This is a genomic window from Micromonospora echinospora, from assembly GCF_900091495.1.
Taxonomy (GTDB): domain Bacteria; phylum Actinomycetota; class Actinomycetes; order Mycobacteriales; family Micromonosporaceae; genus Micromonospora; species Micromonospora echinospora.
Map to the genome: position 1 here is coordinate 6,182,437 of NZ_LT607413.1, position 16,918 is coordinate 6,199,354.

General features: G+C 70.8%; 14 protein-coding genes, 1 tRNA gene and 3 pseudogenes. 8 read left to right on the top strand and 10 right to left on the bottom strand.

Features of this window, described 5'->3' with window-relative positions:
• Nucleotides 1–108 precede the first annotated feature (108 nt).
• Nucleotides 109–1,878: an ABC transporter ATP-binding protein gene (locus GA0070618_RS26510; RefSeq protein ID WP_231931462.1), complete on the top strand. Its 1,770-nt coding sequence runs from the start codon at nucleotides 109–111 to the stop codon at nucleotides 1,876–1,878.
• The gene (locus GA0070618_RS26515; protein ID WP_231931463.1) at nucleotides 1,875–3,767 is read left to right on the top strand and encodes an ABC transporter ATP-binding protein; all 1,893 of its coding nucleotides are present in this window, start codon (nucleotides 1,875–1,877) and stop codon (nucleotides 3,765–3,767) included. Before GA0070618_RS26510 ends, GA0070618_RS26515 begins: the two co-directional genes overlap by 4 nt.
• Nucleotides 3,768–3,799: 32 nt before the next feature.
• On the opposite strand, the pseudogene GA0070618_RS34910 reads toward GA0070618_RS26515, so the two are convergent.
• Nucleotides 3,800–4,879, bottom strand: a pseudogene (locus tag GA0070618_RS34910) (hypothetical protein); the annotation flags it as partial.
• 159 nt (nucleotides 4,880–5,038) lie between these two features.
• On the opposite strand from GA0070618_RS34910, the gene GA0070618_RS26525 reads away from it, so the two are divergent.
• A complete protein-coding gene (locus GA0070618_RS26525; RefSeq protein ID WP_088984049.1) occupies nucleotides 5,039–5,818 on the top strand; it encodes a transposase family protein in 780 nt (259 codons plus the stop codon).
• Between the two features lie 69 nt (nucleotides 5,819–5,887).
• On the opposite strand, the gene GA0070618_RS26530 is transcribed toward GA0070618_RS26525, so the two are convergent.
• Nucleotides 5,888–7,093 (bottom strand): IS256 family transposase, encoded by a 1,206-nt coding sequence (locus GA0070618_RS26530; protein WP_231931856.1) that lies wholly within the window; start codon nucleotides 7,091–7,093, stop codon nucleotides 5,888–5,890.
• A gap of 295 nt (nucleotides 7,094–7,388) precedes the next feature.
• Here GA0070618_RS26530 and GA0070618_RS26535 point away from each other — a divergent pair, with 295 nt between their 5' ends.
• Nucleotides 7,389–8,870 carry a fibronectin type III domain-containing protein gene (locus tag GA0070618_RS26535; protein ID WP_088984050.1) on the top strand — a complete coding sequence of 494 codons (1,482 nt, stop codon included), beginning with the start codon at nucleotides 7,389–7,391 and terminating at the stop codon, nucleotides 8,868–8,870.
• A gap of 478 nt (nucleotides 8,871–9,348) precedes the next feature.
• Here the strand turns inward: GA0070618_RS26535 and GA0070618_RS26540 are convergent, their stop codons facing one another.
• The 3 genes from GA0070618_RS26540 to GA0070618_RS26550 form a co-directional block, all read right to left on the bottom strand.
• Nucleotides 9,349–9,816, bottom strand: a complete 468-nt coding sequence (locus GA0070618_RS26540; RefSeq protein ID WP_143740405.1) for an SMI1/KNR4 family protein — start codon at nucleotides 9,814–9,816, stop codon at nucleotides 9,349–9,351.
• A gap of 159 nt (nucleotides 9,817–9,975) precedes the next feature.
• A complete protein-coding gene (locus GA0070618_RS35400; RefSeq protein WP_276328527.1) occupies nucleotides 9,976–10,107 on the bottom strand; it encodes a hypothetical protein in 132 nt (43 codons plus the stop codon).
• A 738-nt stretch (nucleotides 10,108–10,845) separates the two neighbouring features.
• Nucleotides 10,846–11,814 carry an NADP-dependent oxidoreductase gene (locus GA0070618_RS26550; protein WP_088984052.1) on the bottom strand — a complete coding sequence of 323 codons (969 nt, stop codon included), beginning with the start codon at nucleotides 11,812–11,814 and terminating at the stop codon, nucleotides 10,846–10,848.
• Between the two features lie 103 nt (nucleotides 11,815–11,917).
• Here GA0070618_RS26550 and GA0070618_RS26555 point away from each other — a divergent pair, with 103 nt between their 5' ends.
• Nucleotides 11,918–12,598 (top strand): TetR/AcrR family transcriptional regulator, encoded by a 681-nt coding sequence (locus tag GA0070618_RS26555; protein WP_088984053.1) that lies wholly within the window; start codon nucleotides 11,918–11,920, stop codon nucleotides 12,596–12,598.
• A 163-nt stretch (nucleotides 12,599–12,761) separates the two neighbouring features.
• Nucleotides 12,762–12,891 (top strand) — tRNA-OTHER (locus tag GA0070618_RS33705).
• Nucleotides 12,892–12,971: 80 nt separating this feature from the next.
• On the opposite strand, the gene GA0070618_RS26560 is transcribed toward GA0070618_RS33705, so the two are convergent.
• On the bottom strand, nucleotides 12,972–13,262 hold the full coding sequence (locus GA0070618_RS26560; protein ID WP_088984054.1) for a hypothetical protein: 291 nt from the start codon (nucleotides 13,260–13,262) through the stop codon (nucleotides 12,972–12,974).
• Nucleotides 13,263–13,499: 237 nt separating this feature from the next.
• Here GA0070618_RS26560 and GA0070618_RS33710 point away from each other — a divergent pair, with 237 nt between their 5' ends.
• Nucleotides 13,500–14,357 (top strand): hypothetical protein, encoded by an 858-nt coding sequence (locus GA0070618_RS33710; protein ID WP_143740265.1) that lies wholly within the window; start codon nucleotides 13,500–13,502, stop codon nucleotides 14,355–14,357.
• Nucleotides 14,358–14,428: 71 nt separating this feature from the next.
• Here the strand turns inward: GA0070618_RS33710 and GA0070618_RS35590 are convergent.
• Nucleotides 14,429–14,605, bottom strand: a pseudogene (locus tag GA0070618_RS35590) (YobI family P-loop NTPase); the annotation flags it as partial.
• Here GA0070618_RS35590 and GA0070618_RS33715 point away from each other — a divergent pair.
• Nucleotides 14,567–14,689 (top strand): annotated as a pseudogene (locus GA0070618_RS33715) (IS5/IS1182 family transposase); the annotation flags it as partial. The pseudogenes GA0070618_RS35590 and GA0070618_RS33715 overlap by 39 nt on opposite strands.
• Nucleotides 14,690–14,778: 89 nt before the next feature.
• Here GA0070618_RS33715 and GA0070618_RS26575 read toward each other — a convergent pair.
• Genes GA0070618_RS26575 through GA0070618_RS26585 form a run of 3 tightly spaced genes read right to left on the bottom strand, consistent with a single transcriptional unit; the run spans nucleotide 14,779 to nucleotide 16,917 of the window.
• Complete coding sequence (locus GA0070618_RS26575; protein ID WP_088984057.1) at nucleotides 14,779–15,516, bottom strand: urease accessory protein UreD; 738 nt, start codon at nucleotides 15,514–15,516, stop codon at nucleotides 14,779–14,781.
• Nucleotides 15,516–16,244 (bottom strand): urease accessory protein UreG, encoded by a 729-nt coding sequence (ureG, locus tag GA0070618_RS26580; protein WP_088984058.1) that lies wholly within the window; start codon nucleotides 16,242–16,244, stop codon nucleotides 15,516–15,518. The genes GA0070618_RS26575 and ureG overlap by 1 nt, the downstream gene beginning before the upstream one ends.
• Nucleotides 16,234–16,917 carry an urease accessory protein UreF gene (locus tag GA0070618_RS26585; protein WP_172900337.1) on the bottom strand — a complete coding sequence of 228 codons (684 nt, stop codon included), beginning with the start codon at nucleotides 16,915–16,917 and terminating at the stop codon, nucleotides 16,234–16,236. The genes ureG and GA0070618_RS26585 overlap by 11 nt, the downstream gene beginning before the upstream one ends.
• Nucleotide 16,918: the final 1 nt, after the last annotated feature.

Below are 16,918 nucleotides of genomic sequence, written 5' to 3' on the forward strand. Positions count from 1 at the left end.
TGAATGATCAGGAACTGGCCACAATCAAGGATTTCTTCCGTCCAGCAACTTAGGTTAGCCTACCTTTCAATGTTCTTCGATCCGTCTACGGGAGCTGTCGGGGGAACGGTGAACGGAGAACCGAGTGCTGACGACCATGCCACCGCCACCGGACTGCTGCGGCGCGCTGTCCGCCGGCACCTGGGCCGGCTCTCCGCCACCCTCGCCCTGCTCTGCGTACACCAGGCCGCCGAGGCGCTGGTACCGGTAGCCATCGGTCTGATCATCGACCGGGCCGTGGCGACCGGGGACAGTTCCGCGCTGACGGCGTCGATCGCCGGCCTCGGCCTGCTGTTCGTCGTCATCGCTCTGGCCTGGCGGTTCGGCGCCGCGCACGGGCTGCGGGCCATGGAACGGGAGGCACACCTGCTGCGGGTCGAGATCAGCCGGCTGATCCTCGATCCCCGCGACCACCGCACGGGCATGCGCGACGGGGAACTGCTGGCCGTCGCGTCCACCGACGTGACGGCCATGGCGACGGTGATCCGGGCGGTGAGCATGGCGGCGAGCGCGTCGACCGCGCTGGCCGTCTCGTGCATCGCATTACTTGTAATCGATGCCCCATTCGGGCTCGGGGTCCTGGTCGGCGCGGTGATCGTCGTGACCGTCCTACAGCGCCTCGCCCCACTGTTGACCCGGCGGGGAATCGTCCAGCAGACCACCATGTCCGCCACCACCGCGCTCGCCACGGACCTGCTCCACGGAGTCCGGGTGCTCCACGGGCTCGGAGCGCAGGGCAACGCGTCCCGACGGTACGCACAGGCAAGCGCTCGACAGTTGGCGGCCACCGTGCACACCGCCAACGTCAAGGGACTCCACCAGGGTCTTACCGTGTTGGTCAGTGGGCTGTACCTGGCCGGTGTCACGGCCGCCGCTGGTTGGCTCGCGGTACGCGGACGGATCACGGTGGGAGAACTCATCGCCGTGGTGGGGCTTGCGCAGTTCGCCGCGGAACCGCTGCAACGCCTCGGGTTCTGCGTCCAGCTCCACGCCGGCGCTCGCGCGTCCGCCCAGCGGATCGCCCGGGTCCTCGCCGCCGCGCCCACCATCCGTCCCGGCGACCGGACACCGCTGCCCCACGCCGAGACGCGACTCGCCCTCGATGCGGTCAGTTACCGCACCCTCGAACGGCTCACCCTGGCGGTGCACGCCGACGAGACGCTCGGCGTGGTCACCGACGACCCGGGGGACGCCGACGCCCTCCTGATGCTCCTCTCCGGTCGCGTGCCGCGACACGAGTACACCGGCACGGTGACCATCGACGGGGTTCCCGCCGAGCAGCTCGACCTCGACGCCGCCCGCGCGACCGTGCTGGTCGAACCGCATCGCGTCGCGCTGTTCGACGGAACCCTCAGGTCGAACCTGCTCCCCGGCCACCGCTCTTGGACGACCTCCAGCGGGCGGGACTCGGCCGCACCGGCTGTCGACGACGGCCAGCACCGGCTCGCCACCGCGATCCGGGCCGCCGCAGCCGACGACGTTGTCGCCGGCCACCCGGACGAACTGGACCGGCCGTTGACTGGCCAGGGTACGAACCTCTCCGGCGGGCAGCGGCAGCGCGTCGGCCTCGCCCGGGCCCTGGCGGCGGACCCCCCGGTGTTGGTCCTGCACGAACCGACGACATCGGTGGACCCGGTCACGGAATCGCTGATCGCCGACGGACTCGCGCAGGCCCGCCAGGGCGGCTCCCGCAGCACCGTCGTGGTCACCACCAGCCCGACCCTGCTGAACGCAACGCACCGGGTGGTCGTCATCCGCGCCGGCCGGCTGGTCGCCGAAGGCACCCACGCCGACCTGGTCGCCACGGAACCCGCATACCGCGAGGCGGTGCTGCGGTGACCAAGACTTCCACGGCGCACCGGGCCCTGCCGACCGCTTCCGCCGGCCAGACCTGGGCCACGCTGCGCACGGAGGCCGGCACGATGCCGGGACTCACCGCCGCTGCACTCGCCGTCGCCGTCGCAGCCAGCGCGATCGGGCTGGTGGCGCCCTGGGTCCTCGGCGACATGATCGACAACCTCCTCGGCGGCACCACCCTCGGGCACCTGTTCCGGGCCGTAACGGTGGTCGCGGTGGCCGCCGTGCTCGGCGCCGCGCTGACCGCCTGGGCGACGGTCCTCGTCGCCCGAGTCAGCGCCACCGTTCTCGCCCGGCTACGGGAGCGGGCACTGGACCGGGCCCTCCACCTACCGGTGACCTCCCTGGACCGGGTCGGCACCGGTGACCTGCTGTCCCGCGTGGGCGACGACGCCGCCGTGGTGAACACGGTGGTGAGCACCACCGGGCCCACCCTGGTCTCGACGCTGATCACGGTCGTCCTCACCGGCGTCGGGATGTTCGCGGTGGACTGGCGGCTCGGCCTGGCCGGGCTGGCCGCGGCCCCGTTGTACGCGTGGGCGCTGCGGTGGTACCTGCCCCGGTCCGGGCCGTACTACGCGAAGGAGCGGGTCGCGGCGGCGCAGCGCTCCGAGGCGATCGTCGGCGCGCTGCGGGGAGGCACGACGGTACGGGCCTACCGCCTCGAGACCGAACACGTCGGCCAGATAGCCGACCGCTCCCACACGGCGATGGGGCTGTCCGTGGGGGTCTTCACAATGTTCACCCGCTTCGTGTCCCGGATCAACCGCGCGGAGTTCGTCGGCTTGAGCGCCGTCCTCGTCGTCGGCTACCTCCTGGTCCGCGCCGACGCCGTGACGGTGGGCGCGACGACCGCCGCGGCCCTGTACTTCCACCGCCTCTTCAATCCCCTGGCCCTGCTGCTCTCCGAGGCCGACGCGCTCCAGCGGGCAGGCGCGAGCCTGGCGCGGCTGGTCGGGGTGGCTCGGCTACCCGCGTCGGCGGCTGCGGGCGATCCCGCACCCCTGACCGACACCTCGATGGAGATCATCGACGTCACCCACTGGTACGACGACGGCCCGCCCGTCCTGCTCGACATCTCCCTGCGCATCCCCGCAGGGCGACGGGTCGCGCTGGTGGGGGCCAGCGGTGCCGGCAAGACCACGCTGGCCGCGATCGCGGGCGCGATGATCGCACCGGCTACCGGATCGGTCCGCATCGGCGGTGTGGATCCGTCCACCCTGGAGGGATCCTTCGTACGGCGCCACGTCGGCATCGTCACCCAGCAGGTGCACGTCTTCTCCGGGCCGCTGGTCGAGGACCTGCGGCTGGCGCGACCCGAGGCGACGGAGGAGCAGGTCACTGCCGCCCTCGATGCCGTCGGTGCGCTCGGCTGGGTCCGGGAACTGCCCGACGGGCTGTACACCGTCGTCGGCGAGGGCGCCCACCAGCTCACCGACGCTCAGGCCCAGCACCTCGCGCTGGCCCGGCTGGTGCTCGCCGACCCCCCGGTCGCGATCCTGGACGAGGCGACCGCCGAGGCGGGCAGCGCCGGTGCCCGCGACCTCGACGCGGCGGCGACCGCCGCGACCGCCGGGCGGACCACGCTGATCGTCGCGCACCGGCTCACCCAGGCCGCCACCGCCGACCGGATCGTCGTCCTCGACCAAGGCAAGATCGTCGAGACGGGATCACACGCCGAACTCGTCTCGGCGGAAGGGATGTACGGCAGGCTCTGGCGAAGCTGGAGCGGCACCCGTGCTGGTGTTCGCGACCGGCCCCGCCAGGCGGCGGACCGCTCCGGCCGACCGGGCACCGGTGCCGGAGTCGTTCCCGGAACCGGCGCGGTCGACCCTCGGACCGGATCCGGCTTGGCCGTTCCGGATCGGTAGCCCCTCCGGGCCGATACGCACCCTCTTCGGACATCCGCGGACCGCAGGAGCAGGCCCGACGCGGCCGACAACACCGAAGCGGCCGGGCCGATGGCTCCGGCGCGGATCGCCGCCTCCGCGCGGCCGGCGAGGTTGGACACGCGACGCTCACCACGCTCGACCGCGAACACCTCCTGCGCGTGCGGCCACTGGCCGTACTCGTGCGGGTGCAGCCGCTCCCCGAGCCGCTTCCACCGCTCCGCGTAGCGCACGACGTCACCGAGCTTGTCCGGGCTCGCCCCGACGACCTCGTTCAACGCGGCCAGCAGCATCCGCCGCTCCGGGCGCCGGAAGGCACGGAACCGCGTGGGTGTGACGAGCGAGGCGTCCCCGCCGGAGACATGGCAGGCAACGCGCAGCACATCGGTCGTGCTGTCCACGCCGACCAGCGGCCGACCGAGCACGAACCGGATCCCGTTGAGCACGGCACGGTTCTCCCGCACCGGGACCTCGGCCGGCTGCGTGCCGTCCATGCAGGCGACGGCGAGCTCACCGAGGATGGCGAGGTCCGCCTCGCCGTGCGGCGTCGAGCTACCGGCCAAGGCCAGATACAGCCGCGCCGCCTCCACGTCGGCCGGGTCGCCGAGACGCAGCAACGTCACCCGGTCACCGGCTGCGGCGACCAGGTCGTCGTGCACGGCCAACAGCTCGGCATGGGTGTGCTGGTAGACCCCGTAAGCCGGCAGGTCGAGCAGGTTCACCCCGCCCGAGGCAACGGCGTCCCGCAGCTGCGCGTCGGTCGCCGTGCCCCCACCGGCGAGCACGGCCGCCCGAAGCCGATCCGTCCAGAACTCGATGGTGTCCGGCACGCCGTCCGGGAAGCCGATGAAATAGGCGTTGTGCTGGACATGATCGCCCACCAGCTCGCGCACCGCCGACACGACCGTAGCGGCGAGGTCCATCGCCGGACCGGGAGCCAGGGCGCCGATGTGCTCCAGCAGAGCCCGCGACGCCGAGAACCCGACTTCGAGCAGCGCCGCGTCCAGTTGCCGGGCCACCGCCGTGCCGTCGCCCGCCGTGCCGTCGCTGGCCGGCACGCGCAGTGTCTTCTGGATGATCAGCTTCTCGAGCACGTGGTCCCCCGTTCCGGTCGACTCCGGCGGTTGCCAGCCCGCAGCCGCAGCACAGTTAACCGGAGGTACCACCATGCGAACCACGCCGACACGATCGCCGTTGACCCGCTAAAGGACGTCTCGTAACTCGGTGACCGGTTCATGGTGGATTATGTCCGGGTGCAGGTGATCTCGGCAGCCGGCCCGGAGTGGATCTTCCCGTTCACTGGGCTGCAGCCCGCCCAGTTCCGCCGCCTCGTCAGGCTGGTCGCCGAGCGTGGCGGTGACGCCATCGCTGACGGTCGGCCGGGCCGGCAGTGGTCTCTCGACCTCGCCGACCGGGTGTTGCTGGTGGCGGCGTACTGGCGCACGAACCTGACAATGCGGCAGATCGGCCCGCTGTTCGGGGTGTCGCACTCCGCCGCGCATCGGGTCATCGACACCGTCGGCCCCCTGCTCGCTCTGACGCCGGGGCGTCGGCGTCGGGTCGAGCAGATCACCATCGTCGACGGCACTCTCGTGCCGACCCGGGACCACCGGCTGGCCGCCCCGAGCAAGAACTACCGCTACAGCATCAACCTGCAGGTCGCCATCGACGCCCACACCCGCCTCGTCGTCGCCCTCGGTGATCCGCAACCCGGTAACCGCAACGACACGATCGTCTACCGCAGCTCGGGTATCGACCAGAAGTTGGCCGGACGGCCGGTCATGGCCGACGGCGCCTACCGCGGCAATCCTGAGGTGATCATCCCGTACCGCAAGCCTGCCGACGGCAGCGAGCTACCCGAGTGGAAGGCGGACCTGAACAACCATCACCGCACCGTCCGCGCCCAGGTCGAACACGCCCTGGCCCGTATGAAGACTTTCAAGCTCCTGCGCGACTACCGGCGTGCCGCCAGCACATTGACCGACACCGCATCCGGCATCGCTCATCTCCACAACATCATCGTTGCCGGCTGAACGCCGACCCGTTGCCCGGCCAGGCTCACCGGGGAGTGTCAAGTTAACGGCTGATCTTGGTTGAGGTGGTCAGTGGTTGGCCGGGGTGAGCCGGCCCTCGAAGGCGATCTGGAAGGCGTTCAGGGGTGCCTTCCAGCGCATGGTCCAGCGTCGGCGGCCGGTGCCGGTCGGGTCGAGGCTCATCAACGCCATATACACGCACTTGAGGGCGGCCTGTTCGTTCGGGAAGTGCCCACGAGCCCGGACGGCCTTGCGGATGCGCGCGTTGACGGACTCGATCGCGTTGGTGGAGCAGATGACCTTGCGGATCTCGACGTCGAAGGCGAGGAACGGCACGAACTCGGCCCAGGCGTTCTCCCACAGCTTCACGATCGCCGGATACTTCTTGCCCCAGGTCTCGGCGAACTCCAGGAACCGCTCGGCCGCGGCGTCCTCCGTGGCCGCGGTGTAGACCGGCTTGAGCGCTTTGGCGATCTTGTCCCAGTCCTGCCGGGCCGCGTACCGGAACGAGTTACGTAGCAGGTGCACGACACAGGTCTGCACGATGGTGCGCGGCCAGACCGTCTCCACTGCCTCGGGTAGACCCTTGAGCCCGTCGCAGATGAGCATCAGGACGTCGGCGACGCCGCGGTTCTTCAGTTCGGTGAGCACGTGCAGCCAGTGCTTCGCGCCTTCGCCGCCGTCACCGGCCCAGATCCCGAGGATGTCCCGGTGGCCGTCGACGGTGACTGCCATGACCAGGTAGATCGGCCGGTTCGCGACCTGACCGTCCCTGACCTTGACGTTGATGGCGTCGATGAACACGACCGGATACACCGGGTCGAGGGGCCGGTTCTGCCACTCGACCATGCCGTCCATCACCTTGTCGGTGATGGTGGAGATGGTCTGCTTCGACATCTCAGCCCCGTACACCTCGGCCAGATGGGCGGCGATCTCGCCGTGCGTCAAGCCTTTGGCCGACAACGACAGCACCATGTCGTCGACCCCGGTCAGGCGCCGCTGCCGTTTCCGCACGATCTGCGGCTCGAACGTCCCCGCCGCGTCACGGGGAACCCGCACCTCGACTGGCCCGACATCGGTGAGCACCGTCTTGGTCCGGCTGCCGTTACGGCTGTTCCCGCTGCCCCGACCGGCAGGGTCGTGCTTGTCGTAGCCGACATGGTCGGTGATCTCACCATCCAGGGCCGACTCCAGGACCCGCTTGGTCAGCTGCTGCAGCAGCCCACCCTCACCGGTCAGCTTCAACCCGTCACCACGAGTCCGATCGACCAGCATCGCGATCAACTGCTCATCCGTGACCGCACCCACCGGCACGGCTGCCGGCTCCTGCCCCGAGATGATCTCGGTCGTCATCTGGCGTCTCTCCCTTGATCGGTCGATCAGCCGTTATTTGTACAGTCCCCGCCGACGATGGGCGCGGTGTATTTGGGCATGGACGTCGCCTCCGATGAGGACGGCGCGGCTACCCCTGACCAACTGCGGAGCCGAGCGCTCCCAACGGCCAATTGACAGGCTGTCACGACGTGGCTTCGATAAGTTCATCGACCTTCGCGGATCTGAGAGGATCTCTGTGAGCCCACCGCTCCGTCGCCGTGGCGCCATCCTGCTCGCCACCGTGCTCGGCACCCTCGCCACCACCGCACCCGCCGCCTCGGCCGGCTCCACCGGCCCCGCCACGCCCACCGCCCTCTGGGCGAGCACGACCGGGAGCAGCATCTCGCTCACCTGGGAACAGCCGCGCACCGGCTCCCGGGCCACCGCCTTCCGCGTGTACGAGAACGACCAGGTGGTGGCCCGGACCACCACCACCGCCGCCTACCTGGACGTCCCGTTCGGCTCCACGCACACCTACACCGTCACGGCGGTCGACCGCCGGGGCCGGGAGTCGGCCCGCGCTACCCCGGCCACCGGACGATCCTGGCAGTACGGCTACAACCCGGAGTGCATGCCCGATCCCGGCGTGCCGGTCTCGGTCCGGGAGGTCACCGCCTCGGCGGTCGCCATCGCCTGGACGCGGCACCCGCTCGGCGGTGACCTCGAACTGCGCGTCGACGGCCGTAGCCTCGGCCCGGTCCCGGGGACCAGCGTCCGCGTCGGCGGCCTGACACCGGCCGCGTCCCACCAGTTCGCCCTCTACCGCTACAGTCAGTGCCCCGGCAGCGGTGGCCCCCGCCTGGCCGGCTCCCTCACCGCCACCACCGCACCGGGTGACCCGGCCCGGCTGGCGGCACCCACCGGGCTCACCGTGACCGGTCGGACCGACTCCACCGTCGACCTGTCCTGGACCGCTCCGCCCGGCACCCCGCCGACCCGGTACGCGATCTACGACGGCGCCACGCTGGTCGCCGCCACCACCGGGACGACGGTCACGGTGGACCGGCTCTACCACGCCACCTGGCACCGGTTCACGGTCGCCGCCCTGGACGCGGCGGGCAACGAGTCCACCCACAGCGCCGCCGCCACGGTCGCCACCGAGACCTGCCTGACCGAGCCGCCCCGACCGGTGGACCTGCGGGTCACCGGCACGTCGCCGTCCTCGGCGCGCCTTGCCTGGATCTTCGACTCCACCGCCGACTCCTACACGGTGCTCGACGGGGACACCCCGGTCGCCACCACCCGGTACGCGGAGGCCGTCCTCACCGGACTGCCCTCCGCGTCGGCGCATGCGTACCGGGTGGTCGCGAGCCTCGCGCAGGGCTGCGGTGCGAGCCCGCGCAGCCGGCGGGTCGAGGTGACCACCCCGGACGGGCCGCCCGCCCGCCCGGCGGCGCCCGCCTCCCTCGTCGTCTCCGGCAACGTTCCAGCCGTGTGGCCCTCCTCGGCGCAGGTGACCCTGACGTGGTCCTCCTCGACGGGAGGGGAACCACCGGCCGGCTACCGGCTGTACGAGGGCGCCACGGTGGTCGGCGAGACCGCCGGCACGTCGCTGACGCTTCCCGTCGGTGCGGGCACCACCCACGAGTACGTCGTCGTCGCCGTCGACGCGAGCGGCCACGAGTCGGCGCCCAGCCCACGCGTCACCGTCCGGGCCATGTACCTGCCCCCGCCGTGACGATCAGCGGCCGGGGGCCGAAAACGGCGCACCGTGCTGGCCCCCGACCGCGAGCCCACGGTGATCCCGTCGCCCGGCGGCACCGCCCGCATCCGGTGGGCGTGCCGACCGCCGCAGTCGGCACCCCGGCCAGAATGATGGGGGTGCCCTCAACGACGATACCGGTGCTGGGCCCGAAGCTGGGATGGTTCTGGCCCGTGCCGACCGTGGCGGCAGCCACGGTGATGTGACTACTCTTGTGTGGATCTATCCCGATGCTCACCATGCCGCCTCAGCCCTTCGCCGTCGCTGACGATGACGACCGCGCACGACAGACCGACTTGCAGTGCCCTACACCCTCACGCCTCTGTTGAGTCAGACCGCGGCCGGCGCCACACCGGGTCACACACCCCTCTTGGAGCCAACCCACAGGCAGCAGTCACTTCACGAGCGAACCCCGCCCAGCACCTCCCGAGAACGCTACGACCACGCGCATCCGTCATGTCAGGCTCGTGTCCCACACGAGCGACTCGAAGTCCGGGGCCACCAGCCTGTGGTCGTCCGGATGCCATCCGAGGCTGCCGGAGTGCGACCAGACGACCGGCTGCCGCCCGTCGTTGCGACCGGCACGCGCGTCCAGCAGATAGAGACCACCGCCACCGTCGAAGGCGAGCGGTACCGCAGCCGGCATGTAGTCGGCGAACTCGTAATCGCAGGAGATCTCGGCCATCTGCGCACCGCACCAGCCGAACTCCGCATACCGGTCGCCGGCGGTACGCGAACACCAGATGACACCCGATGCGAGCATCTCGGCGAGCAGCGGCGGTAGAACGAACGGCTCGGCGAAAACCAAGGCACTCGCCAGCTCTGTCCGCGCCAGCGCGACACCGGCCACGTCGGAGGCGCCCTCATCGATCCGTACGGACTCGAAACGCGTGTGCCACCAGGGATACGAGACAACACCCATGCGCTCACCGTAGCCAGCGGCGCCGGCAGGCCCACGGGCAACCCTCGCAGCGTGCACACCGATCTCGACCACCGCGGCCCTGCGCTCGCCGCCGAACATCTCGAAGGCGTCGACCGCAACATCTCGAAGGCGTCGACCGCCTCGTCTCGGCGGATTCCGTCATCCGACCACGCCGACCTGCGAACGTCCGGACTGCGTCCGCTCGATGTCCCGCAGGAACTCGGTCGGTTCGGGGACGGTGGCCAGCACAGCGTCGGTGGCGACCGTCCGTGACACGGCGGCCAACACCATGACCGCGCTCCGCGACGAAGGCGTACACGTCCTGCCCAGAGGGATGGGAACCCGCACCCACTGGCAGCAGCAACGACCGGCAGCGAGGCTTTCCTTGCACAACGGCCTTCGAAGCAGCGGCCAGACGTACCCACGAAGCAGGCGAACCAGGGCATCGTCAACGCCAGATCAACCTCTCGTTGGCGTAGCGGATCGCGGCGTGTTCCTTGATGCCGGCGCCAGGTCAGTGGATCGGGCATGGCGGAGCGTCTTTTCGATCTGGCGGTCCTGTAGACGCGTGGCGAGGGTGTGAGCTGTCCACTCTGGCCTGACCTGAGCCAGCGGTTTGTGTGATGGACGGCGGTGCCGACCCCACCGAGCCGCCACTGGGGTGATCGCCGCCCAGTCCGACTCGTAGTTCGGCCGCACCTCCACGACCATCCGCACCGCCCGCTCCCGCAAGTACCTGCGGATACGGCTTCGTTCCTGCCATCTCTCGATCCTTCCCAAGCGGGCAAGGCTCTACAAGATCCGGGGCAGTTCTCACCCTGACCGGCGCGTCATGGCTGAACCTCGTCGAACGGTTCTTTGCCGAGATCACCAACAAGCCCATCCGCGGTGGTGTCCACCGCAGCGTGGTCGCCCTGGAGAAAGACATCCGCGACTGGCTCGCCCTTTGTAACGAGCAGCCCCGACCCTACGTCTGGACCAAGACCGCCGACGAGATCCTGACCAACCTCGCCACGTACTGCAAACGAATCAATGACTCAGGACCCTGACCACGTACTTGCCCCGCACCCCGCCCGCCTCCAGCGCCCGGTGTGCCGCCGCTGTCTCCTCCAACGAGAAGAACCTGTCCACCACAGGGCGCAGGCCACCCTCCACCACCTGGCGGGCGAGGTCGTCGAAGAGTGCCCGACTGGGGTTGCCGCTGAAGAAGCGCACCCGGCCGCCTCCGTGTACGGCGCTGGCGGCGATGTAGCCGAGTGAGGCGGCGGGCCGCGCCAGGTCGAAGGCGATAGTGACCATGCGTCCGCCAGGTGCCAGCAGGCGCCGGAAGGCCCGCAGGTCGGTGCCCACGGTGTCGAGGACCACGTCGAACAGGCCCAGTTCCCTCGGCGGGACGGTCCGGTGGTCGATGGCGTGGTGGGCGCCGAGCGTGCGGACGAAGTCAAGGTTGGCGGCGCGGGCCAGGGCCGTCACTCCGGCGCCATATGCCTGTCCGAGCTGGACGGCGGCGTTGCCGACGCCGCCCGCAGCGCCGCGTACGAGCAGTCGTTCGCCGGGGCGCAGCCTGGCCTTGTCGCGCAGCGCCGTGACGGCCGTGGTTGCCACCGGCAGTGCGGCGGCTGCCGCCAGATCCAGTCCGTCCGGGACCCGGCCGAGCCGCTCGACGCGGACCGTCACGTACTCGGCGGCGCTGCCGAATCCGGTACGGCCCACGATGCCCCACACACGGTCGCCGACCGCGAAGTCCGTCACGCCGACGCCGAGTGCGGCGACCTCGCCGGTGAGGTCCAACCCGACGCGCTGCGGGAACTTCCGTCCGGTGAAGAGACGGAGGCTGCCGGAACGGGCCGCCAGTTCGCCGCCGTTGATGCTGAACGCGCGCACCCGCACGAGCACCTCGCCGGGCGCCGGTTCGGGGCGTGGTACCCGGCCCACGTACAGCACCTCGGGGCCGCCGAAGCGGTCGAAAAGTATTGCTTTCATCATGCGGTCGTCCATCGTTCTCACCTTCGCCACCAGTGGCCCTGCGGGGGACCTGGCGCCGAGCGTAGGCTATTAAGTGGACGACATCGTCCGGTTGAAGCGGAGGTGAGAAACAGTGGTGGAGGAATCCTCTCGGATCGCGGGCCCGGCCAGGCTGCGGGCCGACGCCCGGCGCAACCAGGAGCGCATCCTCGTCTCCGCCCGCGCGGTCTTCGCCGAGCACGGGATCGACGCGCCCATGGCGACCGTGGCCCGACGGGCCGGGGTCGGCGTAGCGACGCTGTACCGGCGTTTTCCGACCCGGGATGCTCTGGTGCGGGCCGCGTTCGCGCAGCAGATGGAGACCTGCGCCCGAGCGCTCACCGAGGCACTGGCCGACCCCGACCCCTGGCGGGGCTTCCAGCGCCTGGTCGAGACGGCCTGCGAGCTTCAGCGGGAGGAACAGGGGTTTTCGGCCGCGTTCGTCGCAGCCTTTCCGGACAGCACGGTGGAACACGCGCAGGCCCGAGAACGGACCGAGCGGGATCTCCTGACCCTGGTCCGCAGAGCCCAGGCAGCGGGCGTGTTGCGGGCCGACTTCCACCCTTCCGACCTCGCCGTGGCCCTGTTGTCCCACTGCGGTCTGGTCACCGCGCTGCCGCGGGACAGTGCTGCGTCCCGGCGCCTGGTGGCGTACCTGCTCCAGTCGTTCCGCGCTGAGGCGGCTCACTGGGCCCTACCTCCACCGAGCACTCTGTCGCTGCGCAGTCTCCCGCTCGCGGCCGACAGCTCCCCGAGACAGCGGCCCTCCAGAGCCTGACGCAGAGCGGCGCCTGCCGCATGGCACGGCAAACCCCACTTTCGCAACAGGCCCACGATTGAAGCGGAGTTGACAAGCGGCGGCGTTCCATCTCTGCCGTGTACGGCAGTGACTCCGAAACTCGATGGCCGTGTCCGCCCGGACGGTGCGATGATCGACATCTGGGTCGCTAGCTCAACTGGATAGAGCATTCGACTGAGTAGCGCGTCCGCTTTCCGCCTGTGCGGTTATGGGAGCGCTTCCTTCTCCTTGGTTGGATCGAAGGGTTCGGGGTTCGAGTCCCCGGCGACCCACCCCTGTCCACCAGGTAAAACGGCTCCTCGGGAAGACTCCGAGGGGCCGTTACTCATCGCGTGGGGACATTTGGGGGAGGTCAGCGGATGTTGCGCACCTGGGTCCCGCCCTGGATGGCCGCGCCGAGCCGGTCGACCGTATCGCTGACCGCCTCGGAATGCTCCATCGTGCGGCTGCTCACAGCGTCGGCCATCTTCAGGATCTCGTCGTGCCGCAGGGCGGCGCGGGTCTCCCGGACGTACGCGATGCTGAGCTGGATGCGGGCGATAGCCGGCAGGGCAGCGAAGGAGACGAGGACGGCGTGGCCGTAGGTGGCATAGTCGGTAGCGTGGTGCCCCAGGCTGAACGCGAGCACCAGCCAGAGCGCCATGGAGAGCGTTGCGGATACGGCAATGAGGGTGCCGTGGGCCCGTCCGGGCCCAGCTACTCGCGCCGACGCTGCCACTCGGCGGCTTCGGCGCGCTGACCTAGCACGACCTGGCGGATGGTGTCCCCAGGTCGATGGCAGTGATCTGTGTGTGCTGTCGGGTCGTTCCTCTCCATTGAGGTCGGCACCTCCCCGTGGACGTATGTGAGGCGGGGGTGATCCCACCTACCACATGGCGTAGTGGTCGCTCCTGATCTGGTCCTCTCGCATCCGGGGCAAGCACACCAGCAGCGTGACGCGTCGTTCATGGTGCGTTCCTCCGAAGCGGGTTGGCGGGAGAGGACGAACATCGTTCCCGGCGCTCATTGTCGCGATTGGGACGCCGTTGCTTCGATACTCGATATGGAAAGCAGTTCCGAGGCGCCGATTCGCGCGGCCAGACAGGTCAGACGGCACGGGCGCTGGGGGGCGATCACGCATCGCACGTTGCTGGACGCCCTGGCCGCGTCCGTACCCGCCACGCCGTTCGCCTGGGCGGACGCCGCGCTCGTCACTGGTCTTCTCCGGCCTGTGCCATGGGACTGCGCTGGCCACTGGGCGAGTGTCGCCTCAACGATCTACGCCCAACTCGCGATCAGGACGGCCCGTGTGATCCGCACGGCCGTTCCGGAGGTCACGACGACTTGCCAACCGTCCCGTCGCGCCGGTGCCGGCCGGGCTAGCTTCGAGGTGCTCGTGCCGGCGTCGGAACTGAAGGCCGCCACCGACCTGCTTCAGCAGCTGCGAACGTCTCTGCCCGGGAAGCTGCACCGCCAGTGTCCGGACGCGATGCCACTGGCGCGAACCGTGTGGCGGACCTCGCTGCTGGTGTCCAGCAGCGACCGGCGACGCACCCAGCTGCGCGTGCGGGTACCCGATGCCCTGCTGTCCGACGTCCTGGTCCGCGCCGGCCGGCTGCTCGACGTCGACGTCCGGCACCACCGCGCCCGCCAGCACGTACACGTCGTGACCGTGGACGACCCACGGGACGCCGTCACCGTCCTGCGTGCCGTCGGCGCCGGCCCCCGAGCCGAGGCATGGGTACAGGCGATCGGTTGACCGCGGAGGGCGTCGTGCAGCCTGTCCTTGAGCGCGTAGACGAACCGGATCGTCCGGCCCCGCGCTGCGTGCGAGGTGTTGAGCAGGGTGTTCAGCTCGCGCAACGCCTCGAAGATGTGCGGGTCGTCAAACCGGTCGAGGTCCTCGAAGACGACGACTTCGAACTTCGTCGTCTCGAAGAAGTGGACGATCTCGTCGAGGTACTTGTCGCCAGCACCCGCCTGGTCATCGCCGTCGGTGACCCGCAGCCGGGCGACCGCAACGACACCATCGTCTACCGCACCTCCGGCATCGACCAGAAACCCGCTGGTAGGCCGGTCATGGCCGACGGAGCCTAGCGGTGGCGAGCGCGGCCACAGGAGGGCTGGGCCGGCTCGCGGAGCGCCGGGGTACGCCATCGGACTCGGCCGACCGGACAGCGTCACGGCAGGCCGGCCCAACGTTCGGACGTGAGATGCTCCCGGAGGGTGTGCGCGTCGTCGGCGGTGGCGGTGAACAACACGGCCGGACCGCCCGCCAGCGGCACCCGCGACGCCGTCCCCCGGACCACCGGAGGCAACGCGGCTGCGGCGGGACCGACCTGAAGCAGCGAACCGGTGGCCCGAGCTCCGCCCAGTACCGCCGGACCGGCCCAGCCGTCGGCGGCCGGTCCCACGGCGAGCGACTGCCGTAGCAGCGCCCGGCCATCGTGGTCGACCGACATCGAGACGGTCGCGTCGCCCGACGGTTCGGCGTGCCGGCCACAGACGAGCTCCTCGCGCCAGGTCAGGGTGGCCCCGGCGGCCAGGTTGATCTCGGCGTGCGAAATGTGTGCGCACCCGGCGGCGGCGACCAACTGCTCCGGTAACCAGTCCAAGCTCCCACCGGGGTGCACGAGCGCCCGCACACGGGTCCGCGACGGCGCGCCGGAGCGTCCCGGCAGGGCGACGGACGCCGCGAGGGTGCGTACCCGGAGCGCAGCTCCCGCCTCCACCTCGATGTCCAGCCGGAGGTCGTCGCCACCGAGCGGACCGGCCGCGCCAGCGACCAGGTAGACCACGGCGGCGCCGTGGTCGTCCGGGACCTGGCGTAGCACCAGCGGCGGCTCGCCGTGCAGGTCCGCCAGGACGGTACCGCCGTGGCGGTCGGGGCTCGCCCGCACGCGGGCCGCGGCGAACATCAGGCAATGCCGGCGGCGGCCCCGCCGGTGTGGTGCGCGAGCTGGTGGCGTACCCAGGCGGCGACCTCGGCGGCGCCGCCGTCGCGCACGATGGACAGGAAGACGGTGGGTAGGTCCCCACGGCGGGCCCGGGCGTCCCGGTCCATCACCGCCAGGTCCGCGCCGACCAGGGAAGCCAGGTCGGTCTTGTTGATCACGAGCAGGTCGGCGGCGGTGACCCCGGGGCCACCCTTGCGGGGAACCTTGTCGCCGCCGGCCACGTCGACCACGAAGATCTGCTGGTCGACCAGGCCGCGACTGAACGTGGCGGTCAGGTTGTCGCCGCCGCTCTCGACGAGGACCAGGTCAAGCGGGCCGACCTGGTCCGACAGCTCGTCGATGGCGTCCAGGTTCGCCCCGATGTCGTCCCGGATCGCGGTGTGCGGGCAGCAGCCGGTCTCCACCGCACGGATCCGATCCGGGTCGAGGACCCCGGCGCGCTTGAGGAAGTCGGCGTCCTCGGTGGTGTAGATGTCGTTGGTCACCACACCCAGCCGCAGCTCGTTGGCGAAGGCCCGGCACAGCGCGGCGACCAGGGCGGTCTTTCCGGAGCCGACCGGCCCGCCGATGCCGATCCGCAGCGGCCGGGCCGAGTGGGGCAGCGCCGGGTGCGGATCGACATCCGGGGCGGGGTGGGTATGCGGGACGGACTCGTCGTGCGGGTCCGACGGAGTGGTTTCAGGACGCAAAGAGACGCACCTCCCAGGTGGCGTGAGCTTCGGCTTGGATATCGGTCAGCGGCGCGGCGGCACAGGGCAACGCGGCCGGTGGCTCGGCGGCGGCCCGGACCGCCGCAGCGGCGATCCGGTCACCGGTCGGGGCTAGACGGACCAGCAGCGCCTGGACCTCGTACGGGTCGAGGCCGAGCAGCCGCACGGCGGCGTTGGCCGGCCCGGTCACCGTGCCGTGGATGGCCAGCAGGGCGACCTGCGACGCGGCGAGTCCGGCGGCGACGCCGATCAACCCGAGGACGAGTGGCTGGTGCGGACCGCCCGGCTCGGCCGGCAGGTCGGTGAAGCGCCCGCCCGGCCAGACGGTCCGGCCGGCCCGGAGCAGCGCCCGGCCCTGCCGGCGGGAGACCGCGCGCAGTGCGGGCGCGGCGGTGCGGGCGTCCAACTCGGCGTCGAGTTCCGCCAGCCGGCCAGGCCGCTTCCCCGCCGGCAGCGTGTCGGCGCGGTGGGCCGCCACGGCGAACGCCGCCGTGACCAGCCCGGCGGTGGCCAGCCGCCCACGCAGGAACGCTTCGACGTCGCGCAGTTCGGTGACCCGTCCGGCCGTGACCGCGGCCTCGAGGCCGGCCGAGTGGGCGTGCGCCCCGGCCGGGAACCGACCGTCGGCGAGCAGGAGCAGGGCGCTGTCCATG

Excerpts from the sequence above, each read along its gene's own strand:
- GA0070618_RS26560 (WP_088984054.1), bottom strand. The coding sequence starts at position 13,262 with ATGGCGCTCTGGCTGGTGCTCGCGTTCAGCCTGGGGCACCACGCTACC.
- GA0070618_RS26540 (WP_143740405.1), bottom strand. The coding sequence starts at position 9,816 with ATGGGTGTTGTCTCGTATCCCTGGTGGCACACGCGTTTCGAGTCCGTA.
- GA0070618_RS35400 (WP_276328527.1), bottom strand. The coding sequence starts at position 10,107 with ATGGTGTTGGCCGCCGTGTCACGGACGGTCGCCACCGACGCTGTGCTG.
- GA0070618_RS26550 (WP_088984052.1), bottom strand. The coding sequence starts at position 11,814 with ATGGACGACCGCATGATGAAAGCAATACTTTTCGACCGCTTCGGCGGC.
- GA0070618_RS26530 (WP_231931856.1), bottom strand. The coding sequence starts at position 7,093 with ATGCTGGTCGATCGGACTCGTGGTGACGGGTTGAAGCTGACCGGTGAG.
- GA0070618_RS26575 (WP_088984057.1), bottom strand. The coding sequence starts at position 15,516 with ATGTTCGCCGCGGCCCGCGTGCGGGCGAGCCCCGACCGCCACGGCGGT.
- GA0070618_RS26585 (WP_172900337.1), bottom strand. The coding sequence starts at position 16,917 with ATGGACAGCGCCCTGCTCCTGCTCGCCGACGGTCGGTTCCCGGCCGGG.